The organism is Aeromonas sp. TECH754 (genome assembly GCF_056279295.1).
The window spans coordinates 4161501-4184276 of sequence record NZ_JBWBRA010000001.1; the positions used below are offsets into that span (position 1 = coordinate 4161501).

Sequence of the window (22776 nt, forward strand, 5' to 3'; positions counted from 1 at the left end):
TATGGAGTCGGCTAAAAATTTCAATCTGATGCAGGCGCTCAAAGAGAACGGCATCTACGTGGTGTTGCTGGTGTTGCTCATGATCATCGTGATCAAGGAGCCTTCCTTCCTGAGCCTCACCAACTTCAGCAACATCCTGACCCAGTCCTCGGTACGGGTCATCATCGCGCTGGGGGTGGCGGGTATCATCATCACCCAGGGGACGGATCTGTCGGCCGGTCGTCAGGTCGGCCTGGCTGCGCTGATCGCCGCCACCATGCTGCAGGCACTGACCAACGTCAACAAGGTGTTCCCGACCCTGGGTGAAGTGCCCATTCCGGTGGTGATCCTGCTGGTCTGCGCCGTGGGGGCCCTGATCGGCCTGGTCAACGGCCTGATCGTGGCCTACCTGAACGTGACGCCCTTCATCACGACCCTGGGCACCATGATCATCGTCTACGGCATCAACTCGCTCTATTTCGACTCCGTGGGTGCCTCTCCGGTGGCCGGTTTCGATCCTCGTTTCTCCAGCTTCGCGCAGGGGTTCATCCGGATAGGCGGATTTAAACTATCGTATCTGACCTTCTATGCGGCCATCGCCAGCGTGTTCGTCTGGGTACTGTGGAACAAGACCCGCTTCGGCAAGAACATCTTCGCCATCGGTGGCAACCCCGAGGCGGCCAAGGTGTCCGGCGTCAACGTGGCCGTCAATCTGGTGATCATCTATGCCCTGGCCGGTGTCTTCTACGCCTTCGGCGGCATGCTGGAAGCGGGTCGGGTCGGCAGCGCCACCAACAACCTCGGCTTCATGTATGAGCTCGATGCCATCGCGGCCTGCGTGGTCGGCGGCGTCTCCTTCGCCGGTGGTGTGGGCACGGTGGCCGGTGTCATCACCGGTGTGCTGATCTTCACCCTGATCAACTACGGCCTGACCTACATCGGGGTCAGCCCCTACTGGCAGTTCATCATCAAGGGCGGCATCATCATACTGGCGGTCGCACTGGACTCCATGAAGTACGCCAAGAAGAAGTAAGCGTTACCAGAGAGGGCCGGAAACATTCCGGCCCTCTCTATTTGGAAGGACCCAATCAATGCCATTCAAAGTCAAGATCAACGTCCTCTTGCTGCTCGCCATCCTGGTCACCATCGGCACCGCCTGGCTCAGCGTGAATCACTTCATCAGCGGTTACATCCGCACCCAGGCTACCCAGAACATCAACGAGCAGATCACCCTGGTCAAAGAGAAGCTGGCGGGGGACATCAATCAGAAGGTGCTGCTGGCGGCCAACCTCAACCTCGGGGTGACCAGCGTCAAGAAGGCGCTGCAGGAAACCGGCTTCCACAACATCGTCAAGCTGATCGGCGACATGGCGTTCGACGTGAACGGCGTCATCGACGATCCGGCCAGGGTCGAGACTCTGCGCAAGCTGATCCCGGCCGCCAACAACCAGATCACCGTCGGCTCGCTGGAGCAGCAGGACGGCAAACCCGTCATCTCCATCCTGGTGCCGCGAGGGGCCGATTCGGCCTATCTCTATTACCTCGACATGAGCGAATTCAAGCAACTGCTTGAGAGAGTCAGCGGCGAGGGTCGCTATTTCTCCCTGAGCGACAGCCAGGGCAATCTGCTCTACAGCAGCAAGCCGCAGGGGGAGAGCGAGACGCGCCCCAACCAGCTGGATATCCGGGGCAACCAGTGGACCCTGACCGGTTACGTGGATCTCGACCATATCCAGGCCATGACCCAGGCACTCAACGGCAAGATCACCCTGGCCCTGCTCGGGGTGGCGGCGCTGGTGCTGCTGATCTCCATGGTGGCGCTCAACCTCGCCTATCGCCCCATTCTCTCCTTGCGGGATCTGGTGCAGGAGCTGTCACAGGGTAGCGGTGATCTGACCCGCCGTCTGACGGTGACCAGCAAGGACGATCTCGGCCAGATTTCGGCCGGCATCAACCGCTTCATCGAGCGTCTGCAGGAGATGATGGGGGAGGTGAGGGAGGCCAGCGGCCAGCTCAATGAGGGGATCTCGGGCCTGGCCAGGCAAACGGGCTCCGCTCAGGGGCTGCTGGCCGAGCATGTGCGTGAGACGGAGCAGGTCGTCACCGCCATCAACGAGATGAGCCGCACCGCCGTCTCGGTGTCGGAGAGCGCGGCCAGCACGGCCGAGCTGGCCGGTCAGAGCCAGCAGCTCGCCAACCAGTCGCGCCAGGTGGTCGATCAGGCCATGGCCAGCGTGACCGCGCTGGTGGCGGAGGTGGAGACCACGGCGAACTCCATCGCGGCCATGCAGCAGGACGTGCAGCAGATAGGCTCCATCCTCGGGGTCATCGGCAGCATCGCCGAGCAGACCAATCTGCTGGCGCTGAACGCGGCGATCGAGGCCGCCCGGGCCGGTGAGCAGGGCCGTGGCTTCGCCGTGGTGGCCGATGAGGTGCGCTCCCTGGCGGGACGTACCCAGCAGAGCACCGCCGAGATCCAGACCATGTTGACCAGGCTGCAGCGGGGTACCCAGACCGTGGTGGTGGCCATGGGCAATACCCGGCAGAGCTGTCAGGACGCGGCGGAGAATACCAACAAGGTGAATGCGTCGCTGGATCTGATGGCGGGCGAGGTGGTGGAGATAAACGATCTCATCAGCCATATCGCCACGGCAGCCGAGGAACAGAGCGCTGTCGCCGAGGAGATCAACCGCAATATGAGCGCCATCGCCGAGGTGATCACCCAGCTCAAGAGCAATGGGGAGCGGACGGCGGACAGCTCAACCTCGATGCAGCGCACCTATGAGCGGCTAAGGGAGATAGTGGGGCACTTCCGGCTGGAGTAATGGCGGCTGGTGTCGTGTCTGGCGTAGTGGCTGCGATGAAACGCGGCCAAAAAGATGGGGGCGACTTGCGTCGCCCCCGATAGTCTTATCGCTCATGTCCTTGAACGAAGTTGCTCCCTGCAATCCCTGACTATACCTCTTCCTTTAGGTTTCCCCTTCCCAATCCTTTGGGGTGTCCTTTAGCCATCTTGGCCTGACGAGTCATCCATTCCCGTCGCACTTTCTCCGTCCTGGGAGGTGTCCTTTACCACATCCTGTGGTGAGTCCATTTGCCCAACCCTGGCAGCCAGTCTTCCTGACCGACTTCATTGCGTCCGTGCAGGAGTAACTATAAGGATTTCGGAGGGGACGACAACGGCACCTTGAAAAACGTTTTTATGCAACTCGTTTCTCGAGAAATGATATTGGCATTTTATTGTTATAAATCAAATGTTAATTACTTTTGTGTGCAGGTTTTTCGATCCTGACTTCCGACTATAGCGAGATATTTAAGGGTGATTGGCTTACAGCGGCAATGGCGAATGTCTTACGCTCCGTTTAACTGAGGTTCAGAAAAGTCACCAGGGCCGGTGTCGTTCGCTACATCAAGGGTGCCGGGTGGAGCGTGTCAGCGATCATCAGTGCCAATGTCGTATAAGGAAGGATCAATCCCGTACGGTAGGAAGGGCTCAGCGAAATGCCGCCATCGTCGGGGAGAGTATCGACTGGCTGAGTCATCGGGGAGAGTGGTGAGCACTGAGTCATTGCAGCCTGCCATTTATTGCCTGCTCATCGGATGGAGCGGATTGAACGTCTTGATACTGGGCAGATTGCTGGATAACGAGAAAGGGATACAAGCCAAGAGGAGGCAGCCTCCCCTTGAGCTTCATTATCAGTAGTGCTGACTGCCGCCCTGCCACTGGCACACGTATTCGGGCACCAGCATCTGGGGGGCCTGGCCAACATGGCACACCACCAGCGGCATGGCGGGGGCTCCATCAGCGCGCACCAGCGTCGGGCTCATGGGCAGGACCAGGGCGGCGAGCAGCAGCAGCAGCGATTTGAGCTTCATGGTTATCTCCTTGGTGACAGGACTCGGTGTGACATGGATCACTTTTTGAGTTAAGCCGAGCGGTCGGTCGCTGCAAGGTGGCCAAATAAATTCAACTAATGAAAAAAGTTTAAAAACCGTATGGGGTGGCCTTGCTGAAAAAAGCACCGACAGGATGCGTTCAGAATGCATATCCATATAAGCGACATGAGATGAGCTGTGTCGGCCGAGGGCCTTGTGATGCGGCCTGGCCGGGATGCCATGATCTGGGACAAAAGATAGATTATTCAGCTCGGGTGATGATTATGACTATTTATGTGATGAGTTCAGGAGACTCTATCGGAGATAAATTCATACATCTGCATATAAAATTCAATTCAACCAGATTGTTTTTATATCTTTATGATTTTATTGATAATTCATTATTTTGATTATCCCTTTGTAGATATCCTAAATGAATGAAATCGGTCTCTAATTGAAATAAACAGGTGATTTTATGAATGTTCATGCTGTGGTGTTTAATGAGGAAATGTCATTTATGTAAACTCCATCAAAAATTAACACCTGGTTTTATTCAGTTCCGATTGAATGTGATCAATGTCTAAGTTTTAGGTGATTTGCAGGCCTAACCTCTGTCTCGAAAGGCAAGGGCAGGATAGAACACAAGCCGAGTACCCTACATAAAGAATATCCCGCCTTCGCCACGAGCATGAATAGAAGGAATCTATTCAATCACTCGCAGGGACCACTGCAAGACGGAATATAATCATGAGCAAATTTTATGTAGGTTCTGAAGTTGGCCAATTGCGCCGTGTCATGTTGCACCGCCCCAACCTCAGTCTGAAGCGTCTGACGCCTTCCAACTGTCAGGATCTGCTGTTTGATGATGTCCTGTCGGTTGAACGTGCCGGCCAGGAGCATGACAAATTCGCTCAAGTGCTGCGCGATCAGAATGTCGAAGTCTTCTTGCTGACCAATCTGCTGGCCGAAACCCTGGATGTGCCGGAAGCCAAAGCCTGGCTGCTGCAACATCAGGTCTCCGATTATCGCCTCGGCACTTCTCTTGCCAACGACGTGCGCTGCTTCCTGGCCGACATGCCACACCGCGAGCTGGCCCGTATCCTCTCCGGCGGCCTGACCTACTCCGAGATGCCCTTCAGCGGCGTCAACATGGTCGTCGGCATGCACGCCCCGACCGATTTCATCATCGAGCCGCTGCCCAACCACCTCTTCACCCGTGACACCTCCTGCTGGGTCTATGGTGGCGTCTCCATCAACCCCATGGCCAAGGCTGCCCGTCGCCGCGAGACCAACCATGTGAAGGCCATCTACCGCTGGCACCCGCAGTTTGCCGGTCAGGACTTCATCAAGTACTTCGGTGACGAGGATCGTGACTACGACAACTCCACCATCGAAGGCGGTGACGTGCTGGTCATCGGCCGTGGCTCCGTGCTCATCGGCATGTCCGAGCGCACCACGCCGCAAGGGGTCGAGCACCTGGCTCGCAGCCTGTTCAAACACGGCCAGGCCAAGCAGGTCATCGCCATGCAACTGCCGAAACACCGCAGCTGCATGCACCTCGACACCGTCATGACCCACATGGACATAGACACCTTCTCCGTCTATCCGGAAGTCATCCGCAAGGACGTGAACTGCTGGAGTCTGACCCCGGGCGGTGCCACCGGCATGAACATCAAGGAAGAGGGTTACTTCGTGACCGCCATCGAGAAGGCGCTGGGGGTGGATCAGCTCAAGCTCATCACCACCGGCGGTGACAGCTTCGAGGCCGAGCGCGAGCAGTGGAACGACGCCAACAACGTGCTGACCGTGCGTCCGGGTGTGGTCGTGGGTTACGAGCGCAACACCTACACCAACGAGAAGTACGACAAGGCCGGCATCACTGTGCTGCCCATCCCAGGTGAAGAACTGGGACGTGGTCGCGGCGGCGCCCGCTGCATGAGCTGCCCGATGGAACGTGACGGCATCTAACCAGACGGCGTGGCGCCGGCAGAGGCTGGCGCCACTTACCCCAAGATTCGAGAGTAACACTCATGAAAAAACCAACTGTCGTCGTCGCCCTGGGTGGCAACGCCCTGCTCCGTCGCGGCGAGCCGCTTGAGGCTGACATCCAGCGCAAGAACATCGCTACCGCCGCCACGACCATCGCCCAGATCGCTCAGGAGTACAACGTGGTGCTGGTGCACGGCAACGGCCCGCAAGTCGGCCTGCTGGCCCTGCAAAACAGCGCCTACACCAAGGTCGCTCCCTATCCGCTGGATGTGCTGGGCGCCGAGTCCCAGGGCATGATCGGCTACATGCTGATCCAGGAGCTCAAAAACCTGATGCCGAGCCGCAACGTCACCGCGCTGCTGACCCAGGTACAGGTCGATCCCAAGGATCCCGCCTTCGCCAACCCGACCAAGTTCATCGGTCCCGTCTACGAAGAAGCCGAAGCCCGCGCTCTGGCTGCCGAGAAGCAGTGGTCGGTCAAGGCCGACGGCAAGTTCTTCCGCCGTGTAGTGCCGTCCCCGCTGCCCCAGCGCATCGTTGAAGGCGACGCCATCGAGACCCTGATCGCCCAGGGCCATCTCATCATCTGTACCGGTGGTGGTGGCATTCCGGTGACCTGGGATGGCATGCGCCTGACCGGCATCGAAGCCGTCATCGACAAGGACATGTCTGCCGCCTACCTGGCCAAGCAGATCAAGGCTGACGCCCTGCTGATCCTGACCGACGCCGATGCCGTCTACCTGGATTGGGGCAAGCCGACCCAGCACCCGCTGCGGGTCACCAGCCCGGACGAGCTGGCAGGGGTCAAGTTCGATGCCGGCTCCATGGGACCGAAAGTCGAAGCGTCCTGTGAATTCGTCAAGGCAACCGGCGGCATGGTCGGGATCGGTTCCCTGGAAGATGGCCTGGCCATCCTCAAGGGCGAAGCTGGCACCAATATCGTCGCCACTAATACCGTGAATGTCTGAGTAACCGAACAACTTTGTAATGTGTATGCGTAGTCAATAACACTGCCCAAATTGGTCTGAACAAATATAGAGAGAACTCATCATGGCTTTTAATCTGCGTAACCGTAACTTCCTGAAACTGCTGGACTTCACCCCGCGCGAAATCCAATTCATGATTGACCTTGCCATCGACCTGAAGAAGGCCAAATACGGTGGTTACGAGCGCAAGCACCTGAGCGGCAAGAACATCGCGCTGATCTTCGAGAAGACCTCCACCCGCACCCGTTGTGCCTTTGAAGTCGCGGCCTTCGACCAGGGCGCGCAAGTCTCCTACCTCGGCCCAAGCGGTTCCCAGATCGGTCACAAGGAGTCCATGAAGGACACCGCCCGTGTGCTGGGCCGCATGTATGACGGCATCGAATACCGTGGCTACGGCCAGGAGATCGTCGAAGAGCTGGGTGCCCACGCCGGTGTCCCGGTCTGGAACGGCCTGACCAACGAATTCCACCCGACCCAGATCCTGGCCGACTTCATGACCATGCTGGAGCACGGCAAGGGCAAGCGTCTGGATCAAATCAAGTTCGCCTACCTGGGTGACGCCCGCAACAACATGGGTAACTCCCTGATGGTCGGTGCCGCCAAGATGGGCATGGACATTCGTCTGGTCGCTCCCAAGGCCTTCTGGCCAGAAGAAGCACTGGTCGCCCAGTGCCGCCAGATCGCCGAAGAGACCGGCGCCCGCATCACCCTGACCGAAGATGTGAAAGAGGGTGTGCTGGGGACCGACTTCCTCTACACCGACGTCTGGGTCTCCATGGGTGAAGCGAAAGAAGCCTGGGATCAACGGGTGAAACTGATGACCCCTTATCAGGTCAACATGGCCGTCATCAACGCCACCAAGAACCCGGATGTGAAGTTCATGCACTGCCTGCCGGCGTTCCACAACGATGAAACCACCATGGGCAAGGAAGTGGCCGAGAAATATGGCATGAAGGGTCTGGAAGTGACCGAGGACGTGTTCGAATCCGAGCACAGCATCGTGTTCGACGAGGCCGAAAACCGGATGCACACCATCAAGGCAGTGATGGTTGCTACGCTGGGCGACTAAGTCGCAGTAGTGGTGCCGGGGGGTGACCCCCGGCTTTTCGACCATGTGACAGCGGCATAATACCTCGAACCCTACGACCCGCAGATTGCATGGATACCGCAGAAGGAAGCTGGACCATGACCAAATTCAAATTCCCGTCAGCCTACACGATATTGTTTGTGCTGATCGCCCTGGTGGCTGCCCTGAGCTGGGTAGTGCCGGCCGGCAAATACGACATGGTAATGAATGAAGCCCTCGGCAAGGAAGTGCCGGTGGCAGGCACCTACAAGCTGGTAGAGGCCAATCCCCAGGGCATAGTCGACGTGCTGCTGGCACCCATCGATGGCCTCTACAACCACGATACCTATGAGGCGGGCGCCATCGACGTCTCCCTCTTCATCCTGATCATCGGCGGCTTCCTTGGCATAGTGACCAAGACCGGTGCCATCGATGCCGGTATCGAGCGTGTCACCGATCGTCTGCGTGGCCGCGAGGAGTGGATGATCCCGATCCTGATGGCGCTGTTCGCCGCAGGGGGCACCATCTACGGCATGGCGGAAGAGTCGCTGCCGTTCTACACCCTGCTGGTGCCGGTGATGATGGCCGCCCGCTTCGACCCCGTGGTCGCTGCTGCCACCGTGCTGCTCGGCGCCGGTATCGGTACCCTGGGCTCCACCATCAACCCGTTTGCCACCGTTATTGCGGCCAACGCCGCCGGCATCTCCTTCACCGACGGTATCTGGTTGCGGGTCGCCATGCTGGTGGCCGGCTGGCTGCTGTGCGTCGCCTATGTGATGCGCTACGCCAAGATGGTGCGCAACGACCCCAGCAAGTCCCTGGTGGCCGACAAGTGGGATGAGAACCGTGCCCATTTCCTCGGCAACAAGAGTGACGAGATGCTGGAGTTCACCCTGACCCGCAAGATCGTGCTGGGTATCTTCGTCGCCGCTTTCGCCGTGATGATCTACGGGGTGGCCGTACTCGGCTGGTGGATGGCGCAGATCTCCGGTGTCTTCCTGGCCGCCGCCATCATCGTCGGCGTCATCTCCCGCATGAGTGAGGAGGAGCTGACCTCCAACTTCATCGACGGTGCCCGTGACCTGCTCGGTGTGGCCCTGATCATCGGTATCGCCCGCGGTATCGTGGTGGTGATGGACAACGGCATGATCACCCACACCATCTTGAACAGCGCGGAAGGCATTGTGACCGGCCTCTCCACCGTGGTGTTCATCAACGTGATGTTCGTGCTGGAAGTGGTGCTCTCCTTCCTGGTGCCGTCCTCCTCCGGTCTGGCGGTGCTGACCATGCCGATCATGGCGCCGCTCGCCGACTTCGCCAACGTGGGTCGCGAGCTGGTGGTCACCGCCTACCAGTCCGCCTCCGGCCTGGTGAACCTGGTGACCCCGACCTCCGCCGTGGTCATGGGGGGCCTGGCCATTGCCAAGGTGCCCTATGTACGCTGGCTGAAGTGGGTCGCCCCGCTGCTGGGTCTGCTGACCGTGCTGATCGTGGTCTGCCTGAGCCTGGGCGCCCTGCTGTCCTAAGCACCGACCCTTGTCATAAAACGGGAGCCACAGGCTCCCGTTTTTATTGGATAACCCTGAGAGCGTTGAGCCGCCGAAAGACGAGGAGGATGGGTGAAGAGCGACAACGAAATGCAGGACAACAAAAAGGCGACCCCGGGGTCGCCTTTTTCATTGCGGGAGAAGGCTCAGCGCGCCTGCGCCAGGGTGCGCACCACGGCGGCGTGGGCCTGACGGGTACGGCTGATGTGGCGCGGGGCGATCAGCACCACGTCGTTGCCGGCCACGGCCCCCAGGATCTCGGGATCGGCATTGCGATCCAGCAGACGGGCCACCACGGTGGCGGCGCCCGGGGTGGTGTGCACCAGCACCATCTGCTGGTTGTGCACCACGCCGCGCACCATGTCGTGCACCGAGCGGGTGCTGCCGGAGGGTTCCAACTGGTCGTCTACTAACGTGTAGACCTTCTTGCCGTTGGCATTCTGGGCCTTGGCCACGCCGAGACGGCGCAGCAGGCGGGAGATGGTGGATTGGCTGATGTCGGCAAAACCCCGCACCGCCAGCTCGCGGCGGATCTCTTCCTGGGTGCTGTAACAGTGCTGGCCGATGATCTGGCGGCAGGCATCGAGCTGGGCCAGGTCGGACTCTTGTTCAACGGGGCGACTGAGGGTCTTGACCACGGAAATATCCTTTGATGATAACCAATGGCTATCGCTATTAACTCTGCCAATCAGGTGTTTTGCAGTAAAAAATTCTAATGGTGAGGCGTGAGGCAGGTGATGAGCGATGTATAGCCGTTATGAGATGGCAAATTATAACCAAAGGAGAAATAAGTGATGTGACAGGGGTCAAAATTGGGCCCGATAGGGCCCAATCGACTATCAATAACGTTCGCTGACGATGTCCTGGGTGAAGGACTTCTCACAATATTTGCACTTCATGCGTACCGTACCCTTCACCTCGCGCACCCGGAAGTAGCTGTCCACCGGCTCGTTGTGGGAGATGCAGTTGGAGTTCGGGCAGTGGAATACCCCGGCGATGAACTCCGGCAGTGCCAGTTGATGTTTCTTCACCACCACGAAGTCTTCGATGATGTTGACGGTGGCCTTGGGGGCGAACAGCGCGAGCTGGTTCGCCTGCTGCTCGGTGAGGCGGGTGTTCTCGATCTTGATGAGATCCTTCTTGCCCAGCGCGCCGGATTTCAGGTTGAAGCCGACGGTGATGCGTTCCTGGGTCTCGATCAGCTGGAACAGCTTGAGGATCTTGATGCCCTGGCCGGCGGGGACGTGGTCGATGACGGAGCCGTGACGGATGGCTTCGACTTGCAGTTGGTTCTTGTCGGACATGATGTTCCCCTTTCCCTTATACGGTTTCGTTCAGTACCAGTGCCAGCAGTGCCTGGCGCGCATAGACTCCGTTCTCCGCCTGCTGGAAGTAGTAGGCGTGCGGGGTCTTGTCGACCGCCACCTCGATCTCGTCGACGCGGGGCAGGGGGTGCAGGATCTTCATGGTCGGCTTGGCCCCTTCCAGGGTGCTCAGCTCCAGCACGAACTTGGCGGCCATGTGTTTGTATTCGGTCTCGTCGAAGCGCTCCTTCTGGACCCGGGTCATGTAGAGGATGTCGAGCTCCGGCATCACCTCTTCCATGGTCTCGTGCACGCTGAACTGGATGCCTTTCTCCTCCAGCTCCTCGCACAGGTAGTCCGGCATCGCCAGCGCCTCGGGGGAGATGAAGAAGAAGCGGCAGTTGAACAGGCTCAGGGCCTGGGCCAGGGAATGGACGGTGCGGCCGTACTTGAGGTCGCCGACGAAGGCGACGTTGAGGCCATCGAGGTGTCCTTGGGTCTCATAGATGGAGAAGAGGTCGAGCAGGGTCTGGGTCGGATGCTGGTTGGATCCGTCGCCACCGTTGATGACCGGCACCCGGGAGAACTCGGAGGCGAGGCGGGCGGCGCCCTCCTTCGGGTGGCGCATCACCACGGCGTCGGTGTAGGAGCCGATGATCTTGATGGAGTCGGCCAGGGTCTCGCCCTTCTTGGCGCTGGTGTTGCCGCCGTCGGCGAAGCCGATGATGTTGCCGCCAAGGCGCTGCACCGCGGTCTCGAACGAGAGGCGGGTACGGGTGGAGGCCTCGAAGAAGCAGCTGGCAACCAGCTTGTCTTTCAGCAGGCGAGTGTCGGGTTCGGCCTTCAGCCGCTGAGCGGTGGCGACCACCAGTTCCATGTCGGACCGGGTCAGATCCGAGATGGAGATGACGTGTTTGTTATAGAGTGGATTGGTCATCGTCTGCATTCCCTTTGGCGTTGATACGGGTTTTTAGGGCACAAAAAAAAGCCCCTGAAACAGGGGCTCTTTTTAAAAATAACTGGGGATCTGTGGGTCGGAAACCGGAAACAACGGGGCCGCTCTGGTGCGCTCCACCCGTCTGCAAGGCTGTTTTTTCCATCAAAAACTGCATCGTCCTGTCCCGACCTTTTTCAAAACCGGACAGATTATAGAGTCGCTTTTGGAATTGTCAAAAATTTATTTCAGAGGTACTTTTTCGGCAAAAAAACGTTTGCCTGTCGCGAATGGGTCGGCAAACCCACAGCTGGTGCCGATCCTGCAGCGGTAGCCCGTCTTGCGCCATGCTGCGCAGATAGCCGAGTCGGTGGTGTCCTTCCAGCAGGCAAAAGGGGCAGGGCAGGGGTTGGCCGTCCGGGTAGCAACCATCGGGTCCGGGTTCGAGCACTATGATGGGCTCGGACCAGGTGCCCAGGCTCAGCATCTTCTCGCCGAGCCAGGAGCGGCGCACGTAGCGATTGTGGCGCAGCATCTCGCCCCAGCGTTCGATCACCTCCATGTGGCGGGAGCCAATCTGGCTCACGACCTGCTCGGTGCTCCAGCTTTCGGCCTCGAAGCGGTGGCTGGCGAGATCGATAAAGCTCCAGTTGGACTCAAAACCGCGCCAATGGCGGTACATCCACTGGGCAAGCACGCTGGGGGGAATGGAGGGCACCAGAGGAGCGACCCGATCGAGATAGTCTGGCAGGGACTCAGTTTTGCTCTCATCCCTGAAGTTGAGCGGTGCAAGTTGTTGAAGTAAGCGATAATTGAGCATGAGCAGCCTCCTCTTGCCTGGATCCACCCTACCCCTATTCCTGAGACTTTCCTACCCGGGCAAGGCTGTAAATACAGCAAGTTACCCCGGGCGGCTGCATGAATTGGCAGGATCTGCTCGTAATTTGTGCAATCGCATCGAAAGTGCGAAAAAAGCCTTTACCTTTGATCCCGGCTTTGTATAATTCGCCTCGTTTGTTGCAGGGGCGTAGTTCCAATTGGTAGAACAGCGGTCTCCAAAACCGATGGTTGCGGGTTCGAGTCCTGCCGCCCCTGCCATTTTCAGAAAGGCCAGCTCATTGAGCTGGCCTTTCGCATTTCCGCTCTCCGGTTTTTGCTTCCCGAACGGTCTCCCCGGCCAATAACTCCGCCAACCCTTGCTCGCTATCCCTTACCCATCAAGGCGTTGTCGTGCTCCCGCTGCGCTGGTCGCTGTCAGGTCGTTTCACACAGTCGTTTCTGGCAATCGAGCCATCCGCCGCCCTGTGCTGGATCACATGGGCTGCGCCGTGCCATGGCGGAGGTGTCTAGCTGCGACATCACGGTGAAGGCGGGGGACAGGGTGAAGAAGGGGGATCAGCTCGGCATGTTCCACTTCGGCGGCTCAACACCGCCCTGGCCCGGGTGAAGTAGGAGCCCGCCAGCCATAGACTGAGGCCGCCTCTGGGCGGCCTCCTTGCATTCAGGCCCGCTGCCGGAGCAGCAGATCCAGGTAGGCGCCTTCGATCAGTCGGGAGGGGTCCACCCCGAGACGCGCCATGATGTCGTGAGCCTCCCGTATGCCCGCCTCGAGCGGCTCGTCATCCTCCAGCACCACCTCCAGTTCGAGGAAGTGACCCAGCCCCTCCACTCTATCGAGGTGGATCCGGGTCCTGCCGACCAGCAACAGGGTTCGCGTCTTCTGCACCCTGCCGGTCTGGCCACAGGCCAGGCTGAGGGTCTCCCGCAATCGGTCCGGCTCGCTCGTCGGGGTCAGGTGGTAGAAGCTCTCCTTGGGACCCTGCTGATCGGCGCGGCGGTAGAAGATAAGCTCGCCAGCACTGGGGGAGAGAGTGCGCAGCTTGAGGCGACCGGCGTCGCAGCGAAAGAAGGTGTCATCCTGCGCTATCTCGACGGGATCCCCATCGGCGATGGCGGCCACCTTGGGGAGCAGGGCATCGAGGTGCGCGATCCTGGCCTTGATCTCGATATTTCGGGGCATGGGAGTCTCCTTGAGGACGATGGCCGTCCAACCTATCACGAATGTGGCCGGCCAAGGCGGTATGCGAGGGCGGCGGCAGTCGAGGTTTCTGTCGTTTTCGTGACTGGCAGCACGTCCTGTTGTCAGGACGCGCGAAATTAATCGGATTAACTAAAGTCAGGGGGCGATGGCGCCGATAGCCTTGTTCAGTATGGGGACTCTCTTGGCCTCCAGTCACCACAAGGATCTGTAGTCATGACACTCTCGTTGCGCGGCAAGCTGCTGGCGACCAGCCTGGGGGCGGTGCTGTTGATGGCGGCCCTGCTCGGTGTGGTTGCCTTCCACACCCTCAAGTCCCGTACCCTGGCGGCCATCCAGAGCGAGGCTGCCAACTATGGCCATGCCCATGCGCTGGCCATCGGCAACTGGATGGCGGACCGCAAGCACGCGGTCGATGCCCTGGCCGCCGTGATCGCCGACAACCCGGAGGCGACCCTGGTGCCCCATCTGCTGCAGACCCGCACCTCCGGCGGCTTCGGCCTCACCTACTTCGGCTCGGCGCAGGGGGAGATGACCCGCCACGATCCCTCCCTCAACACCGCCAACTACGATCCGCGCCAGCGTCCCTGGTATCAAGATGCTCTCAAGGCGGGCGGGCTCATCGTCACCGCCCCCTACGTCAGCGTGACCATGCAGCAGCTGGTGGTGACCCTGGCCGAGCCGGTGCTGCACCAGAGCCAGGTGATCGGCACCGCCGGTGCGGATCTCTCCCTGGATGCCCTCATCGACGAGGTGCTGGCCATGAAGGTGCAGGGGGAGGGCTACGCCATGCTGCTGGACAGATCCGGTCTCATCGTCGGCCACCCGCAGAAGGAGCTGGCCCTCAAGCAGCTGGCCGAGCTGGATCTCGGCCTCTCTGGCGCGAGTCTGGACGGCTGGAGCCGGGATGGGGAGCTGCACGCCGCCACCATCGGTGGACGTGACGTGCTGCTGTCGGTGCAGGGAGTGCCCGGCACCGACTGGCTGCTCGCCATGGTGATGTACAAGGACGTGCTGGAAGCGCCCTTCGCCACCCTGCTGTGGCAGCTGGTGGGGCTGACCCTGGTGTTGATGCTGGTGTTCAGCGCCCTGCTCATCGCCACCTTCAACTACCTGTTCGCCGATCTCGGCCGAGTGTCGAAGGCGCTGGCCAATATCGCCCACGGCGAGGGGGATCTCACGGTGCAGATCGCCACCCGCAGCCGGGACGAGGTGGGCCAGCTGGCCCAGAGTTTCAACCAGTTCGTGGCCAGGCTGCACGGCATCGTCAGCCGCCTGCGGGACGTCACCGCCGAGCTGGCGGCCCAGTCCAGGGAGCAGGCGAGCGGCGCCGAGGCGCGCAGTCAGCGGGTGCGCCAGCAACAGGACGAGATCGTCATGGTGGCGACCGCGGTGACCGAGATGGCCTCCGCCACCCAGGAGATCGCCGGCAACGCCGAGTTCGCCGCCACCACCTCGGGGGAGGCGGTCAAGCTCGCCGTCGCCGGCCAGTCCCAGGTCGGCCAGAGCCAGCGCAGCATCACCGGCCTTGCGGAGGAGGTGGCCGATGCCAGCCAGACCATCCACGAGCTGGACACCCATGCCCAGAAGATCAGCGGCATCCTGGCGACCATCAGCGGCATCGCCGAGCAGACCAACCTGCTGGCGCTCAACGCCGCCATCGAGGCGGCCCGGGCCGGGGAGCAGGGCCGTGGCTTCGCGGTGGTGGCGGACGAGGTGCGGGTGCTGTCGCGCCGCACCCACGACTCCACCGCCGAGATCCAGCAGATGATCGAGACCCTGCAGCAGACCACCAGACGCGCCGTCAACGGCATGGAGAGCAGCCGCCAGCTGGCGGGCACCAGCGTGGAGGATGCCCAGGCGGCGAACCTGAGCCTCGGCCAGATCAACGAGGCCATCGGTGCCATCAGCGACATGGCGACCCAGATTGCGGCGGCGGCGGAGGAGCAGACCTCGGTCACCGGCGAGATCAGCCGCAACACCGAGAACATCCGCTACGTCTCCCAGGCGCTGGCGGAACAGGCGAGGGAGGAGGCGAGTCAGGCCGCCACCCTCAAGATGCTGACCGAGCGACTGGAGCAGGAGATCGGCCGCTTCCGGCTCTGACGGCGGGCCACGACGATGATAAAGGCGGCTCAGGCCGCCTTTATCAATGGTGCGAATAGATATGGGAAATCCATGCATCGCATGAATATTGACCGACATCAGGCGCGCTGACGGGACGAAATGGCCTCAGCGCGGCTGGCTGTCGCTGCCGAGCTCGAGATCCCGGCGAGAGCCGTGGCGTCCGTTCTTGGCTACTAAACAGCGCCGACTGCTGCCGCGTGCGCGCAGGAAGGCCTCGGCCGCCTCGGGCTCGGCAGGCAGACGATAAAACGGCCGATATTGCACGAACAGGGGAACCGACCGACGGTCAGTCCAGGAAGAGGGTCATGGCGTGCTCCCGTGCAGGGGAGCGCCGCCCGGAAGATCCGCTCCCCGTTCCTGATCGACCCAGATGAGCTTGTCGGTGGCAAATCCCAGCACCTTGGCCCTGGCCACCAGGGTATCCACCTTGGCCTTGGGCGGATTGGGGGAGCGGGAGAGGATCCAGAGGTAGTCGCGGTTGTAGCTGGTCACCAGGGAGAGCTGGTAGTCGGGGTCGAGGTCAATGACGTTGTAGCCGCCATAGAAGGGGCCGAAGAAGCTCACTTTGAGCCGCGCCTCGTCCGGGTTGCCCACGAAGTAGGCCCTGCCTTCGGCCTCGCGCCAGCTGCCATCGCGCTGAAGGCCGCGGTTGAGCACCCTGACACCACCATCGCCACGGGGGCTGTAGGTGGCGCTCACCTGCTCCAGCCCCCGTTCGAAGCTGTGGTCGAGGCGCGCGATTTCGTACCAGGTGCCAAGGTAGCGGTCGAGCTGGAAGCCGGTGACGGGGCGGATGCCGTCGGCGAGGCCGGTGCAGGCCGTCAGCAGCCAGGCGGTGAGCAGGCAGAGCAGTGAACGCATGAGGGCTAGCCTTCCATGATGCTGAGCTGACCGTCCCGAAAGCGGGAGGCCTGATCCGTGGGGGTGCTGCCGAAGAAGCGCTTGTACTCCCGGCTGAACTGGGAGCCGCTCTCGTAGCCGACCCGCGCCGCCGCCGTGCCGGCCTTGATGCCGTCGTGCAGCATCATCATCCGTGCCTTGTGCAGCCGGAACGACTTGATGTATTGCAGCGGCGAGGTGGCGGTGACCGCCTTGAAGTGGTGGTGGAAGGCGGAGACGCTCATGTTCACCTCCCGCGCCAGCTCCTCCATGGTCAGGGTGTCGGCATAGCGCTGCTCGATGAGCCGCAGCACCCGGGCAATCTGGCCCATGTGGTTGTGGCGGTTGGCCAGCGCCTGCAGCGCCGGTCCACCGCCCTCGTGCAGGGCGTAGAACAGCATCTCCCGCACCGTCTGCGGCCCCAGCACCCTGGCGTGCTGGGGCTTGTCCATCAGATCGATGAGCCGTTCGGCGGCGCAGAACATCTGCTCGGAGAGCGGCACCGAGTGCACCCCGCTCTTCTGGGGCGGCGGGGCGGGCAGGCTGTCCCCCAGCTCCAGCAGCAGCTCCTGCAGGGTGGCGACGTTGATCTCGAGGGTGAAACCGATGAGCGGCTGCTCGGGGGAGGCGAAACACTCGCACTCGCACGGCAGCGGCAGCGTCATCAGCAGGTAGTGGCTGGGATCGTAGCGAAACACCTGATCCGCCAGATAGCCCACCTTGTGGCCCTGCAATATCACTATCATCCGCGGCTGGTAGAGTACCGGGGTGCGGCCGTGATACTCGGTGGTGTAGATCAGACTCACCTGCTCCACCGGGGAGGCGGTGATGCCGGGCTCGCGCACGTGGCGGGTCAGTCTGGCGGCGAGTTCGGCGTAGCGGTTGGTCATGTGCGCTCCGGGTGAAATTTACCGTTTTGTAGAAATAGGCAAGCAATGTGCAGAATGTTGCCTTGATGGTAGAGGTTGTCTGTAGAAAAATGCAATCAACATTTTGCGGCCAAGCCGCCCCGTCATCATGAAGGTAATAGCGATGCACAATTTCACTCTGCACACCCCGACCAAGGTGCTGTTCGGCAAGGGCCAGGTGGCCCAGCTGCGTGAACAGCTTCCCCACGACGCCCGCATCCTGATCACCTACGGCGGTGGCAGCGTGGTACGCAGCGGCCTGTTGGCCCAGATCCGCAGCGAACTGGCAGGTATGAGCCTGTTCGAATTCGGCGGCATCGAACCGAACCCCACCTACGAGACCCTGATGGGAGCCGTCGAGCTGGCCCGCGCCGAGCAGATCGACTTCCTGCTCGCCGTCGGTGGTGGCTCGGTGCTGGATGGCACCAAGTTCATCGCCGCCGCCGCCCACTACGATCTGGCCAAAGACCCTTGGCACATCCTCGAGACCGTCGGTGGTGAGGTGGCCTCCGCCATCCCGCTTGGCGCCGTGCTGACCCTGCCGGCCACCGGCTCCGAGATGAACATGGGCGCCGTCATCACCCGCAAGAGCAGTGGTGACAAGCAGCACTTCTTCTCCCCCTTCGTGATGCCGCGCTTCGCCGTGCTGGATCCGGTGCTGACCTACACCCTGCCGGCCCGTCAGGTGGCGAACGGGGTGGTGGATGCCTTCATCCATACCCTGGAGCAGTACCTCACCTACCCGGTCAATGCCAAGGTGCAGGATCGCTTCGCCGAGGGGCTGTTGCTGACCCTGGCCGAAGAGGGCCCCAAGGCGCTGGTGGAGCCGGAGAACTACGACGTGCGCGCCAACATCATGTGGAGTGCCACCCTGGCGCTGAACGGTCTGATCGGGGCCGGCGTGCCGCAGGACTGGGCGACCCACATGCTGGGTCATGAACTCACCGCCCTGCACGGCCTCGACCATGCCCAGACCCTGGCGGTGGTGTTGCCGGCCCTGCTGCAAGCCAAGCGCGAGCAGAAGCATGCCAAGCTGCTGCAATACGCCGAGCGGGTGTGGGATCTGCGCAGCGGCACTGAGGAAGAGCGCATCGACGGCGCCATCGCCGCCACCCGCGACTTCTTCGAGCGGATGGGGATCAAGACCCGGCTGCGGGACTACGGCATGGCCGATGCCCAGGTCGACACCCTGCTGGCCAAGCTGGCGGAGCACGGCATGACCGCCCTCGGCGAGCACGGCGACATCGACCTGGTGCAGAGCAAGCATATTTATGAGGCGGCCTGGTAAGGCGCGAGACACGACGCCCGGCGCCAGTCGGGCGTGAATAAGGGGGCCCGACCCGCCGTACGGTGGGGACGCGGCCCCCCATTCGTTACAAAACAGTTACTTTTCCCCGCTTCAGCTCATCCGATGTGCCAACGGCAGATTTCGTAAGAACAAAAAACGCTAAGATAGAGGGCCGGCAAAACATTTTTTTTGACTGGTTGGATCACTTTTTTCAGCGTATTTTGCTGGTATAAGTCGCTAATTTAGTTTGTTTTTTTTGACCATGGGCCAAGATGGGCTGATTTCTGTACTCGTGGTGCGGGGGGCGTGGTTGTAATAAAACTCCAAAATTTGATACTAATCACCTTCGCGCCTGAAAAGCGGGGGCCTGGCCATGACAGGAGGTTGAGGTAAAGCCTGCTGATTTTCATAACAAAGGGCCCGTGACCTGCACTTTGGTCATGCCTTGTCTCGTCAGACATGAGAGACTGGGTAATGATTGTTTATTAACCATCAGGGAATAGTCATGCAGATTGGAATACCGAGAGAGAGTCTCGCCGGTGAGACCCGGGTCGCAGCGACCCCGGCCACCGTCGAGCAGCTGAAAAAGCTCGGCTTCGAGGTCGCCATCGAGGCCGGTGCCGGTCATCTGGCCAGCTTCGATGACGCCGCCTTCGAGGCCGCCGGTGCCAGCGTGGTGCCGAGCGTCTGGCAAGCCGACCTTATCTTCAAGGTCAACGCACCGACCGATGCCGAGATCGCACAAATTAAGGATGGTGCAACTCTGGTGAGCTTCATCTGGCCCGCCCAGAATCCCGAGCTGGTCAAGAAACTGTCCGAGCGCAACATCAATGTGATGGCGATGGACATGGTGCCGCGGATCTCCCGTGCCCAGTCTCTCGACGCCCTCTCCTCCATGGCGAACATCGGTGGCTATCGCGCCGTGGTCGAAGCCGCCCACCAGTTCGGTCGCTTCTTCACCGGTCAGATCACCGCCGCCGGCAAGGTGCCGCCAGCCAAGGTATTGGTGATCGGTGCCGGTGTGGCCGGGCTTGCCGCCATCGGTACCGCGGGTTCCCTCGGTGCCATAGTGCGTGCCTTCGACACCCGTCTGGAAGTGGCCGAGCAGATCGAGTCCATGGGGGGTGAATTCCTCAAGCTGGACTTCGGCGGCGAAGATGGCGCCTCCAGCGATGGTTATGCCAAGGTCATGTCCGACGAGTTCATCGCGGCCGAGATGGCGCTGTTTGCCCAGCAGGCCAAGGAAGTGGACATCATCATCACCACCGCCCTGATCCCGGGCCGTCCCGCTCCCAAGCTCATCACCAAAGAGATGGTGGACAGCATGAAGCCGGGTTCGGTGATCGTGGACTTGGCGGCGGCGACCGGCGGCAACTGTGAATACACGGTGCCGACCGAGCTGTTCGTGACCCCCAACGGCGTCAAGGTGATCGGTTACACCGACTTGCCTGGCCGCCTGCCCGCCCAATCCTCCCAGCTCTACGGCACCAACCTGGTCAACCTGATGAAGCTGATGTGCAAGGAGAAGGACGGCCAGGTCGCCATCGACTTCGAGGACGTGGTCCAGCGCAACATGACGGTGATCCAGGCCGGTGACGTGACCTTCCCGCCGCCCCCTATCGCCGTCTCCGCCGCGCCGCAGAAGCCGGCCGCCGCCAAACCGGCAGCGAAGAAGGAAGAAGCCAAGCCCTCCAACAAGAAGTTCGTCTGGGGTGCCCTCGGCATCGCGGCCTTCGGTTGGGTGGCCGCGGTAGCGCCTGCCGAGTTCCTGTCCCACTTCACCGTCTTCATTCTGTCTTGTGTGGTCGGTTACTACGTGGTGTGGAACGTCTCCCACTCCCTGCACACGCCGCTGATGTCGGTCACCAATGCCATCTCCGGCATTATCGTGGTCGGTGCCCTGCTGCAGATTGGGCAAGGGTCGACCCTGGTCACCGTATTGGCCTTTATCGCCGTGCTGATTGCCAGTATCAACATCTTCGGTGGCTTCACCGTCACTCAGCGCATGCTGAAGATGTTCCGTAAGGATTAAGGGGGGTTTAACGTGTCTCAAGGACTGGTAACAGCATCCTATATCGTTGCCGCCGTGCTCTTCATCCTCAGTCTCGCGGGACTGTCGAAGCAAGAAACGGCCAAACATGGCAACCTGTTCGGTATCGCGGGGATGGCCATCGCCCTGCTCGCGACCGTGTTCAATCCGGAAACCAGTGGTGTGCACTGGATCATCCTGGCCATGGTCATCGGCGGCGCCATCGGCGTGCGGCTGGCACTCAAGGTCGAGATGACCGAGATGCCCGAGCTGGTGGCCGTGCTGCACAGCTTCGTGGGCATGGCGGCGGTGCTGGTGGGCTTCAACAGCTTCATCGACTTGCACCCGTCCGCCCCGGCCGAAGTGGTGGTCTCCGTGGGCTCCAACCTGGATGCGACCCTGGCCGCGGCCCGGGCGGCGTTCGAGCAGGCAGCCAGCGTCGTTCAGGTTGAGCACCTCTCCGGTGCCATGCTGAACATCCACCTGGTCGAGGTGTTCCTCGGTGTCTTCATCGGTGCCGTGACCTTCACCGGCTCCATAGTGGCATTTGGCAAGCTGCGTGGCCTGATCTCGTCCAAGCCGCTGCAACTGCCCCATCGTCACAAGCTGAACCTGCTGGCGGTGGTGGTCTCCCTTGCGCTGATGATCCACTTCGTCAACGCCGGTGGTTCCACCTTCGCACTGCTGCTGATGACCCTGATCGCCTTCGCGTTCGGCTGGCACCTGGTCGCCTCCATCGGCGGCGCAGACATGCCGGTGGTGGTCTCCATGCTGAACTCCTACTCCGGTTGGGCGGCGGCGGCGGCGGGCTTCATGCTCTCCAACGACCTGCTGATCGTGGTCGGTGCCCTGGTGGGTTCCTCCGGTGCCATCCTGTCCTACATCATGTGCAAGGCGATGAACCGCTCCTTCATCTCGGTGATCGCCGGGGGCTTCGGCTCCGATGGCGTGGCCTCGACCGCCGATCAAGAGATGGGTGAGTACCGCGAGACCAACGCCGAAGACGTGGCCGACATGCTGAAAAATGCTCACTCCGTCATCATCACCCCGGGCTACGGCATGGCGGTGGCGCAGGCGCAGTACCCGGTCGCCGAGATCACCCACAAGCTGCGCGAGCGCGGCGTCAAGGTGCGCTTCGGTATCCACCCGGTGGCGGGTCGTCTGCCCGGTCACATGAACGTGCTGCTGGCGGAAGCCAAGGTTCCCTATGACATAGTTCTGGAAATGGACGAGATCAACGAGGACTTCAGCGATACCGACGTGGTGCTGGTGATCGGTGCGAACGACACCGTCAACCCGGCCGCCATGGAAGATCCGGGCAGCCCCATCGCCGGCATGCCGGTGCTGGAAGTGTGGAAGGCGCAGAACGTCATCGGCTTCAAACGCTCCATGAACACTGGCTATGCCGGTGTCCAGAACCCGCTGTTCTTCAAGGAGAACACCCAGATGCTGTTTGGCGATGCCAAGGCCAGCGTCGAGGCGATCCTCAAGGCGCTGTAAGCGGCAGGGGATGTGACAAGAGGAGGCTGCGGCCTCCTTTTTTATTGCCCATTTTTCAGGATCCGAGCCAACGCATTGATGGCAAAGGCATAGATCCCCGTCAGCGAGGCCGCTGGCGGGCGTCTGACCGTGATCGGGATCGCAATCCGGTGACGTTGCCCCTGCTGGAAGGCATAATGACGACAAAAGGTGAACGCGTTCAATTTTATTTGATTAATTAGCTCTTATGATCAACTAAAGTTAAACGCGTGGCAGGGGCGTCCCGGCTCACCGTCAAATGCGACCCGATACTGGCAGCTGTCTGCCGCGGCATAGTGAACACGAGA

19 protein-coding genes, 1 tRNA gene and 1 pseudogene are annotated in these 22776 nt (G+C 60.9%); 12 read left to right on the plus strand and 9 right to left on the minus strand.

Annotated features, from left to right (window positions below):
• The first annotated feature begins 1 nt into the window (after position 1).
• Together mglC and ACZ9IL_RS19050 are read left to right on the plus strand one after the other, a co-directional pair.
• Complete coding sequence (gene mglC / locus ACZ9IL_RS19045; RefSeq protein ID WP_042644527.1) at positions 2–1012, plus strand: galactose/methyl galactoside ABC transporter permease MglC; 1011 nt, start codon at positions 2–4, stop codon at positions 1010–1012.
• 58 nt (positions 1013–1070) lie between these two features.
• Complete coding sequence (locus tag ACZ9IL_RS19050; RefSeq protein ID WP_476004869.1) at positions 1071–2804, plus strand: methyl-accepting chemotaxis protein; 1734 nt, start codon at positions 1071–1073, stop codon at positions 2802–2804.
• Positions 2805–3675: 871 nt separating this feature from the next.
• Here the strand turns inward: ACZ9IL_RS19050 and ACZ9IL_RS19055 are convergent.
• Complete coding sequence (locus ACZ9IL_RS19055) at positions 3676–3855, minus strand: hypothetical protein (RefSeq protein ID WP_476004870.1); 180 nt, start codon at positions 3853–3855, stop codon at positions 3676–3678.
• Positions 3856–4602: 747 nt separating this feature from the next.
• Here ACZ9IL_RS19055 and arcA point away from each other — a divergent pair.
• The 4 genes from arcA to ACZ9IL_RS19075 all read left to right on the plus strand — a co-directional run bounded on the left by arcA (position 4603) and on the right by ACZ9IL_RS19075 (position 9422).
• Positions 4603–5823 carry an arginine deiminase gene (gene arcA, locus ACZ9IL_RS19060; RefSeq protein ID WP_476004871.1) on the plus strand — a complete coding sequence of 407 codons (1221 nt, stop codon included), beginning with the start codon at positions 4603–4605 and terminating at the stop codon, positions 5821–5823.
• A gap of 62 nt (positions 5824–5885) precedes the next feature.
• Positions 5886–6812 (plus strand): carbamate kinase, encoded by a 927-nt coding sequence (gene arcC, locus ACZ9IL_RS19065; protein WP_476004872.1) that lies wholly within the window; start codon positions 5886–5888, stop codon positions 6810–6812.
• Positions 6813–6894: 82 nt separating this feature from the next.
• Positions 6895–7899 (plus strand): ornithine carbamoyltransferase, encoded by a 1005-nt coding sequence (gene argF / locus ACZ9IL_RS19070; RefSeq protein WP_476004873.1) that lies wholly within the window; start codon positions 6895–6897, stop codon positions 7897–7899.
• Between the two features lie 116 nt (positions 7900–8015).
• Positions 8016–9422 carry a YfcC family protein gene (locus ACZ9IL_RS19075; protein WP_476004874.1) on the plus strand — a complete coding sequence of 469 codons (1407 nt, stop codon included), beginning with the start codon at positions 8016–8018 and terminating at the stop codon, positions 9420–9422.
• 167 nt (positions 9423–9589) lie between these two features.
• Here ACZ9IL_RS19075 and ACZ9IL_RS19080 read toward each other — a convergent pair whose 3' ends face one another.
• From ACZ9IL_RS19080 to ACZ9IL_RS19095, 4 genes are all read right to left on the minus strand, one after another.
• Positions 9590–10081, minus strand: coding sequence for an arginine repressor (locus ACZ9IL_RS19080; RefSeq protein ID WP_476004875.1), 492 nt, complete (start codon positions 10079–10081; stop codon positions 9590–9592).
• Positions 10082–10282: 201 nt separating this feature from the next.
• Positions 10283–10747 (minus strand): aspartate carbamoyltransferase regulatory subunit, encoded by a 465-nt coding sequence (gene pyrI / locus ACZ9IL_RS19085; protein ID WP_476004876.1) that lies wholly within the window; start codon positions 10745–10747, stop codon positions 10283–10285.
• A 16-nt stretch (positions 10748–10763) separates the two neighbouring features.
• Positions 10764–11684: an aspartate carbamoyltransferase gene (gene pyrB / locus ACZ9IL_RS19090; RefSeq protein ID WP_476004877.1), complete on the minus strand. Its 921-nt coding sequence runs from the start codon at positions 11682–11684 to the stop codon at positions 10764–10766.
• A gap of 232 nt (positions 11685–11916) precedes the next feature.
• A complete protein-coding gene (locus ACZ9IL_RS19095; RefSeq protein ID WP_476004878.1) occupies positions 11917–12501 on the minus strand; it encodes a hypothetical protein in 585 nt (194 codons plus the stop codon).
• Between the two features lie 201 nt (positions 12502–12702).
• Here ACZ9IL_RS19095 and ACZ9IL_RS19100 point away from each other — a divergent pair.
• Both ACZ9IL_RS19100 and ACZ9IL_RS19105 read left to right on the plus strand, forming a co-directional pair.
• Positions 12703–12779 (plus strand) — tRNA-Trp (locus ACZ9IL_RS19100).
• Between the two features lie 235 nt (positions 12780–13014).
• Positions 13015–13110, plus strand: a pseudogene (locus tag ACZ9IL_RS19105) (phosphatidylserine decarboxylase); the annotation flags it as partial.
• 72 nt (positions 13111–13182) lie between these two features.
• Here ACZ9IL_RS19105 and ACZ9IL_RS19110 read toward each other — a convergent pair.
• Positions 13183–13701 carry a class IV adenylate cyclase gene (locus ACZ9IL_RS19110; protein WP_476004880.1) on the minus strand — a complete coding sequence of 173 codons (519 nt, stop codon included), beginning with the start codon at positions 13699–13701 and terminating at the stop codon, positions 13183–13185.
• A gap of 234 nt (positions 13702–13935) precedes the next feature.
• Here ACZ9IL_RS19110 and ACZ9IL_RS19115 point away from each other — a divergent pair, with 234 nt between their 5' ends.
• Positions 13936–15825, plus strand: coding sequence for a methyl-accepting chemotaxis protein (locus ACZ9IL_RS19115; RefSeq protein ID WP_476004881.1), 1890 nt, complete (start codon positions 13936–13938; stop codon positions 15823–15825).
• A gap of 126 nt (positions 15826–15951) precedes the next feature.
• Here the strand turns inward: ACZ9IL_RS19115 and ACZ9IL_RS19120 are convergent, their stop codons facing one another.
• From ACZ9IL_RS19120 to ACZ9IL_RS19130, 3 genes are read right to left on the minus strand one after another with little or no spacing between them, the layout of a single operon-like run.
• The gene (locus ACZ9IL_RS19120) at positions 15952–16110 is read right to left on the minus strand and encodes a hypothetical protein (protein WP_476004882.1); all 159 of its coding nucleotides are present in this window, start codon (positions 16108–16110) and stop codon (positions 15952–15954) included.
• Positions 16111–16149: 39 nt separating this feature from the next.
• Positions 16150–16707: a lipocalin family protein gene (locus tag ACZ9IL_RS19125; protein WP_476004883.1), complete on the minus strand. Its 558-nt coding sequence runs from the start codon at positions 16705–16707 to the stop codon at positions 16150–16152.
• Positions 16708–16712: 5 nt separating this feature from the next.
• Entirely contained in the window at positions 16713–17615 is a 903-nt protein-coding gene (locus tag ACZ9IL_RS19130) for an AraC family transcriptional regulator (RefSeq protein ID WP_476004884.1), read from the minus strand.
• A gap of 142 nt (positions 17616–17757) precedes the next feature.
• Between ACZ9IL_RS19130 and yqhD the strand changes: the two genes are divergently transcribed.
• The 3 genes from yqhD (at position 17758) to pntB (ending at position 22450) form a co-directional block, all read left to right on the plus strand.
• Positions 17758–18921 carry an alcohol dehydrogenase gene (gene yqhD, locus ACZ9IL_RS19135; protein ID WP_476004885.1) on the plus strand — a complete coding sequence of 388 codons (1164 nt, stop codon included), beginning with the start codon at positions 17758–17760 and terminating at the stop codon, positions 18919–18921.
• A gap of 505 nt (positions 18922–19426) precedes the next feature.
• A complete protein-coding gene (locus tag ACZ9IL_RS19140) occupies positions 19427–20953 on the plus strand; it encodes a Re/Si-specific NAD(P)(+) transhydrogenase subunit alpha (RefSeq protein ID WP_476004886.1) in 1527 nt (508 codons plus the stop codon).
• 12 nt (positions 20954–20965) lie between these two features.
• Positions 20966–22450, plus strand: a complete 1485-nt coding sequence (pntB, locus tag ACZ9IL_RS19145) for a Re/Si-specific NAD(P)(+) transhydrogenase subunit beta (RefSeq protein WP_476004887.1) — start codon at positions 20966–20968, stop codon at positions 22448–22450.
• The last annotated feature ends 326 nt before the right edge of the window (positions 22451–22776 follow it).

What these genes read in the sequence shown, in the direction of transcription:
- mglC (WP_042644527.1), top strand. Translation starts at nt 2, where the DNA reads ATGGAGTCGGCTAAAAATTTCAATCTGATGCAGGCGCTCAAAGAGAAC.
- ACZ9IL_RS19050 (WP_476004869.1), top strand. Translation starts at nt 1,071, where the DNA reads ATGCCATTCAAAGTCAAGATCAACGTCCTCTTGCTGCTCGCCATCCTG.
- ACZ9IL_RS19055 (WP_476004870.1), bottom strand. Translation starts at nt 3,855, where the DNA reads ATGAAGCTCAAATCGCTGCTGCTGCTGCTCGCCGCCCTGGTCCTGCCC.
- arcA (WP_476004871.1), top strand. Translation starts at nt 4,603, where the DNA reads ATGAGCAAATTTTATGTAGGTTCTGAAGTTGGCCAATTGCGCCGTGTC.
- arcC (WP_476004872.1), top strand. Translation starts at nt 5,886, where the DNA reads ATGAAAAAACCAACTGTCGTCGTCGCCCTGGGTGGCAACGCCCTGCTC.
- argF (WP_476004873.1), top strand. Translation starts at nt 6,895, where the DNA reads ATGGCTTTTAATCTGCGTAACCGTAACTTCCTGAAACTGCTGGACTTC.
- ACZ9IL_RS19075 (WP_476004874.1), top strand. Translation starts at nt 8,016, where the DNA reads ATGACCAAATTCAAATTCCCGTCAGCCTACACGATATTGTTTGTGCTG.
- pyrI (WP_476004876.1), bottom strand. Translation starts at nt 10,747, where the DNA reads ATGTCCGACAAGAACCAACTGCAAGTCGAAGCCATCCGTCACGGCTCC.
- pyrB (WP_476004877.1), bottom strand. Translation starts at nt 11,684, where the DNA reads ATGACCAATCCACTCTATAACAAACACGTCATCTCCATCTCGGATCTG.
- ACZ9IL_RS19095 (WP_476004878.1), bottom strand. Translation starts at nt 12,501, where the DNA reads ATGCTCAATTATCGCTTACTTCAACAACTTGCACCGCTCAACTTCAGG.
- ACZ9IL_RS19110 (WP_476004880.1), bottom strand. Translation starts at nt 13,701, where the DNA reads ATGCCCCGAAATATCGAGATCAAGGCCAGGATCGCGCACCTCGATGCC.
- ACZ9IL_RS19115 (WP_476004881.1), top strand. Translation starts at nt 13,936, where the DNA reads ATGACACTCTCGTTGCGCGGCAAGCTGCTGGCGACCAGCCTGGGGGCG.
- ACZ9IL_RS19125 (WP_476004883.1), bottom strand. Translation starts at nt 16,707, where the DNA reads ATGCGTTCACTGCTCTGCCTGCTCACCGCCTGGCTGCTGACGGCCTGC.
- ACZ9IL_RS19130 (WP_476004884.1), bottom strand. Translation starts at nt 17,615, where the DNA reads ATGACCAACCGCTACGCCGAACTCGCCGCCAGACTGACCCGCCACGTG.
- yqhD (WP_476004885.1), top strand. Translation starts at nt 17,758, where the DNA reads ATGCACAATTTCACTCTGCACACCCCGACCAAGGTGCTGTTCGGCAAG.
- ACZ9IL_RS19140 (WP_476004886.1), top strand. Translation starts at nt 19,427, where the DNA reads ATGCAGATTGGAATACCGAGAGAGAGTCTCGCCGGTGAGACCCGGGTC.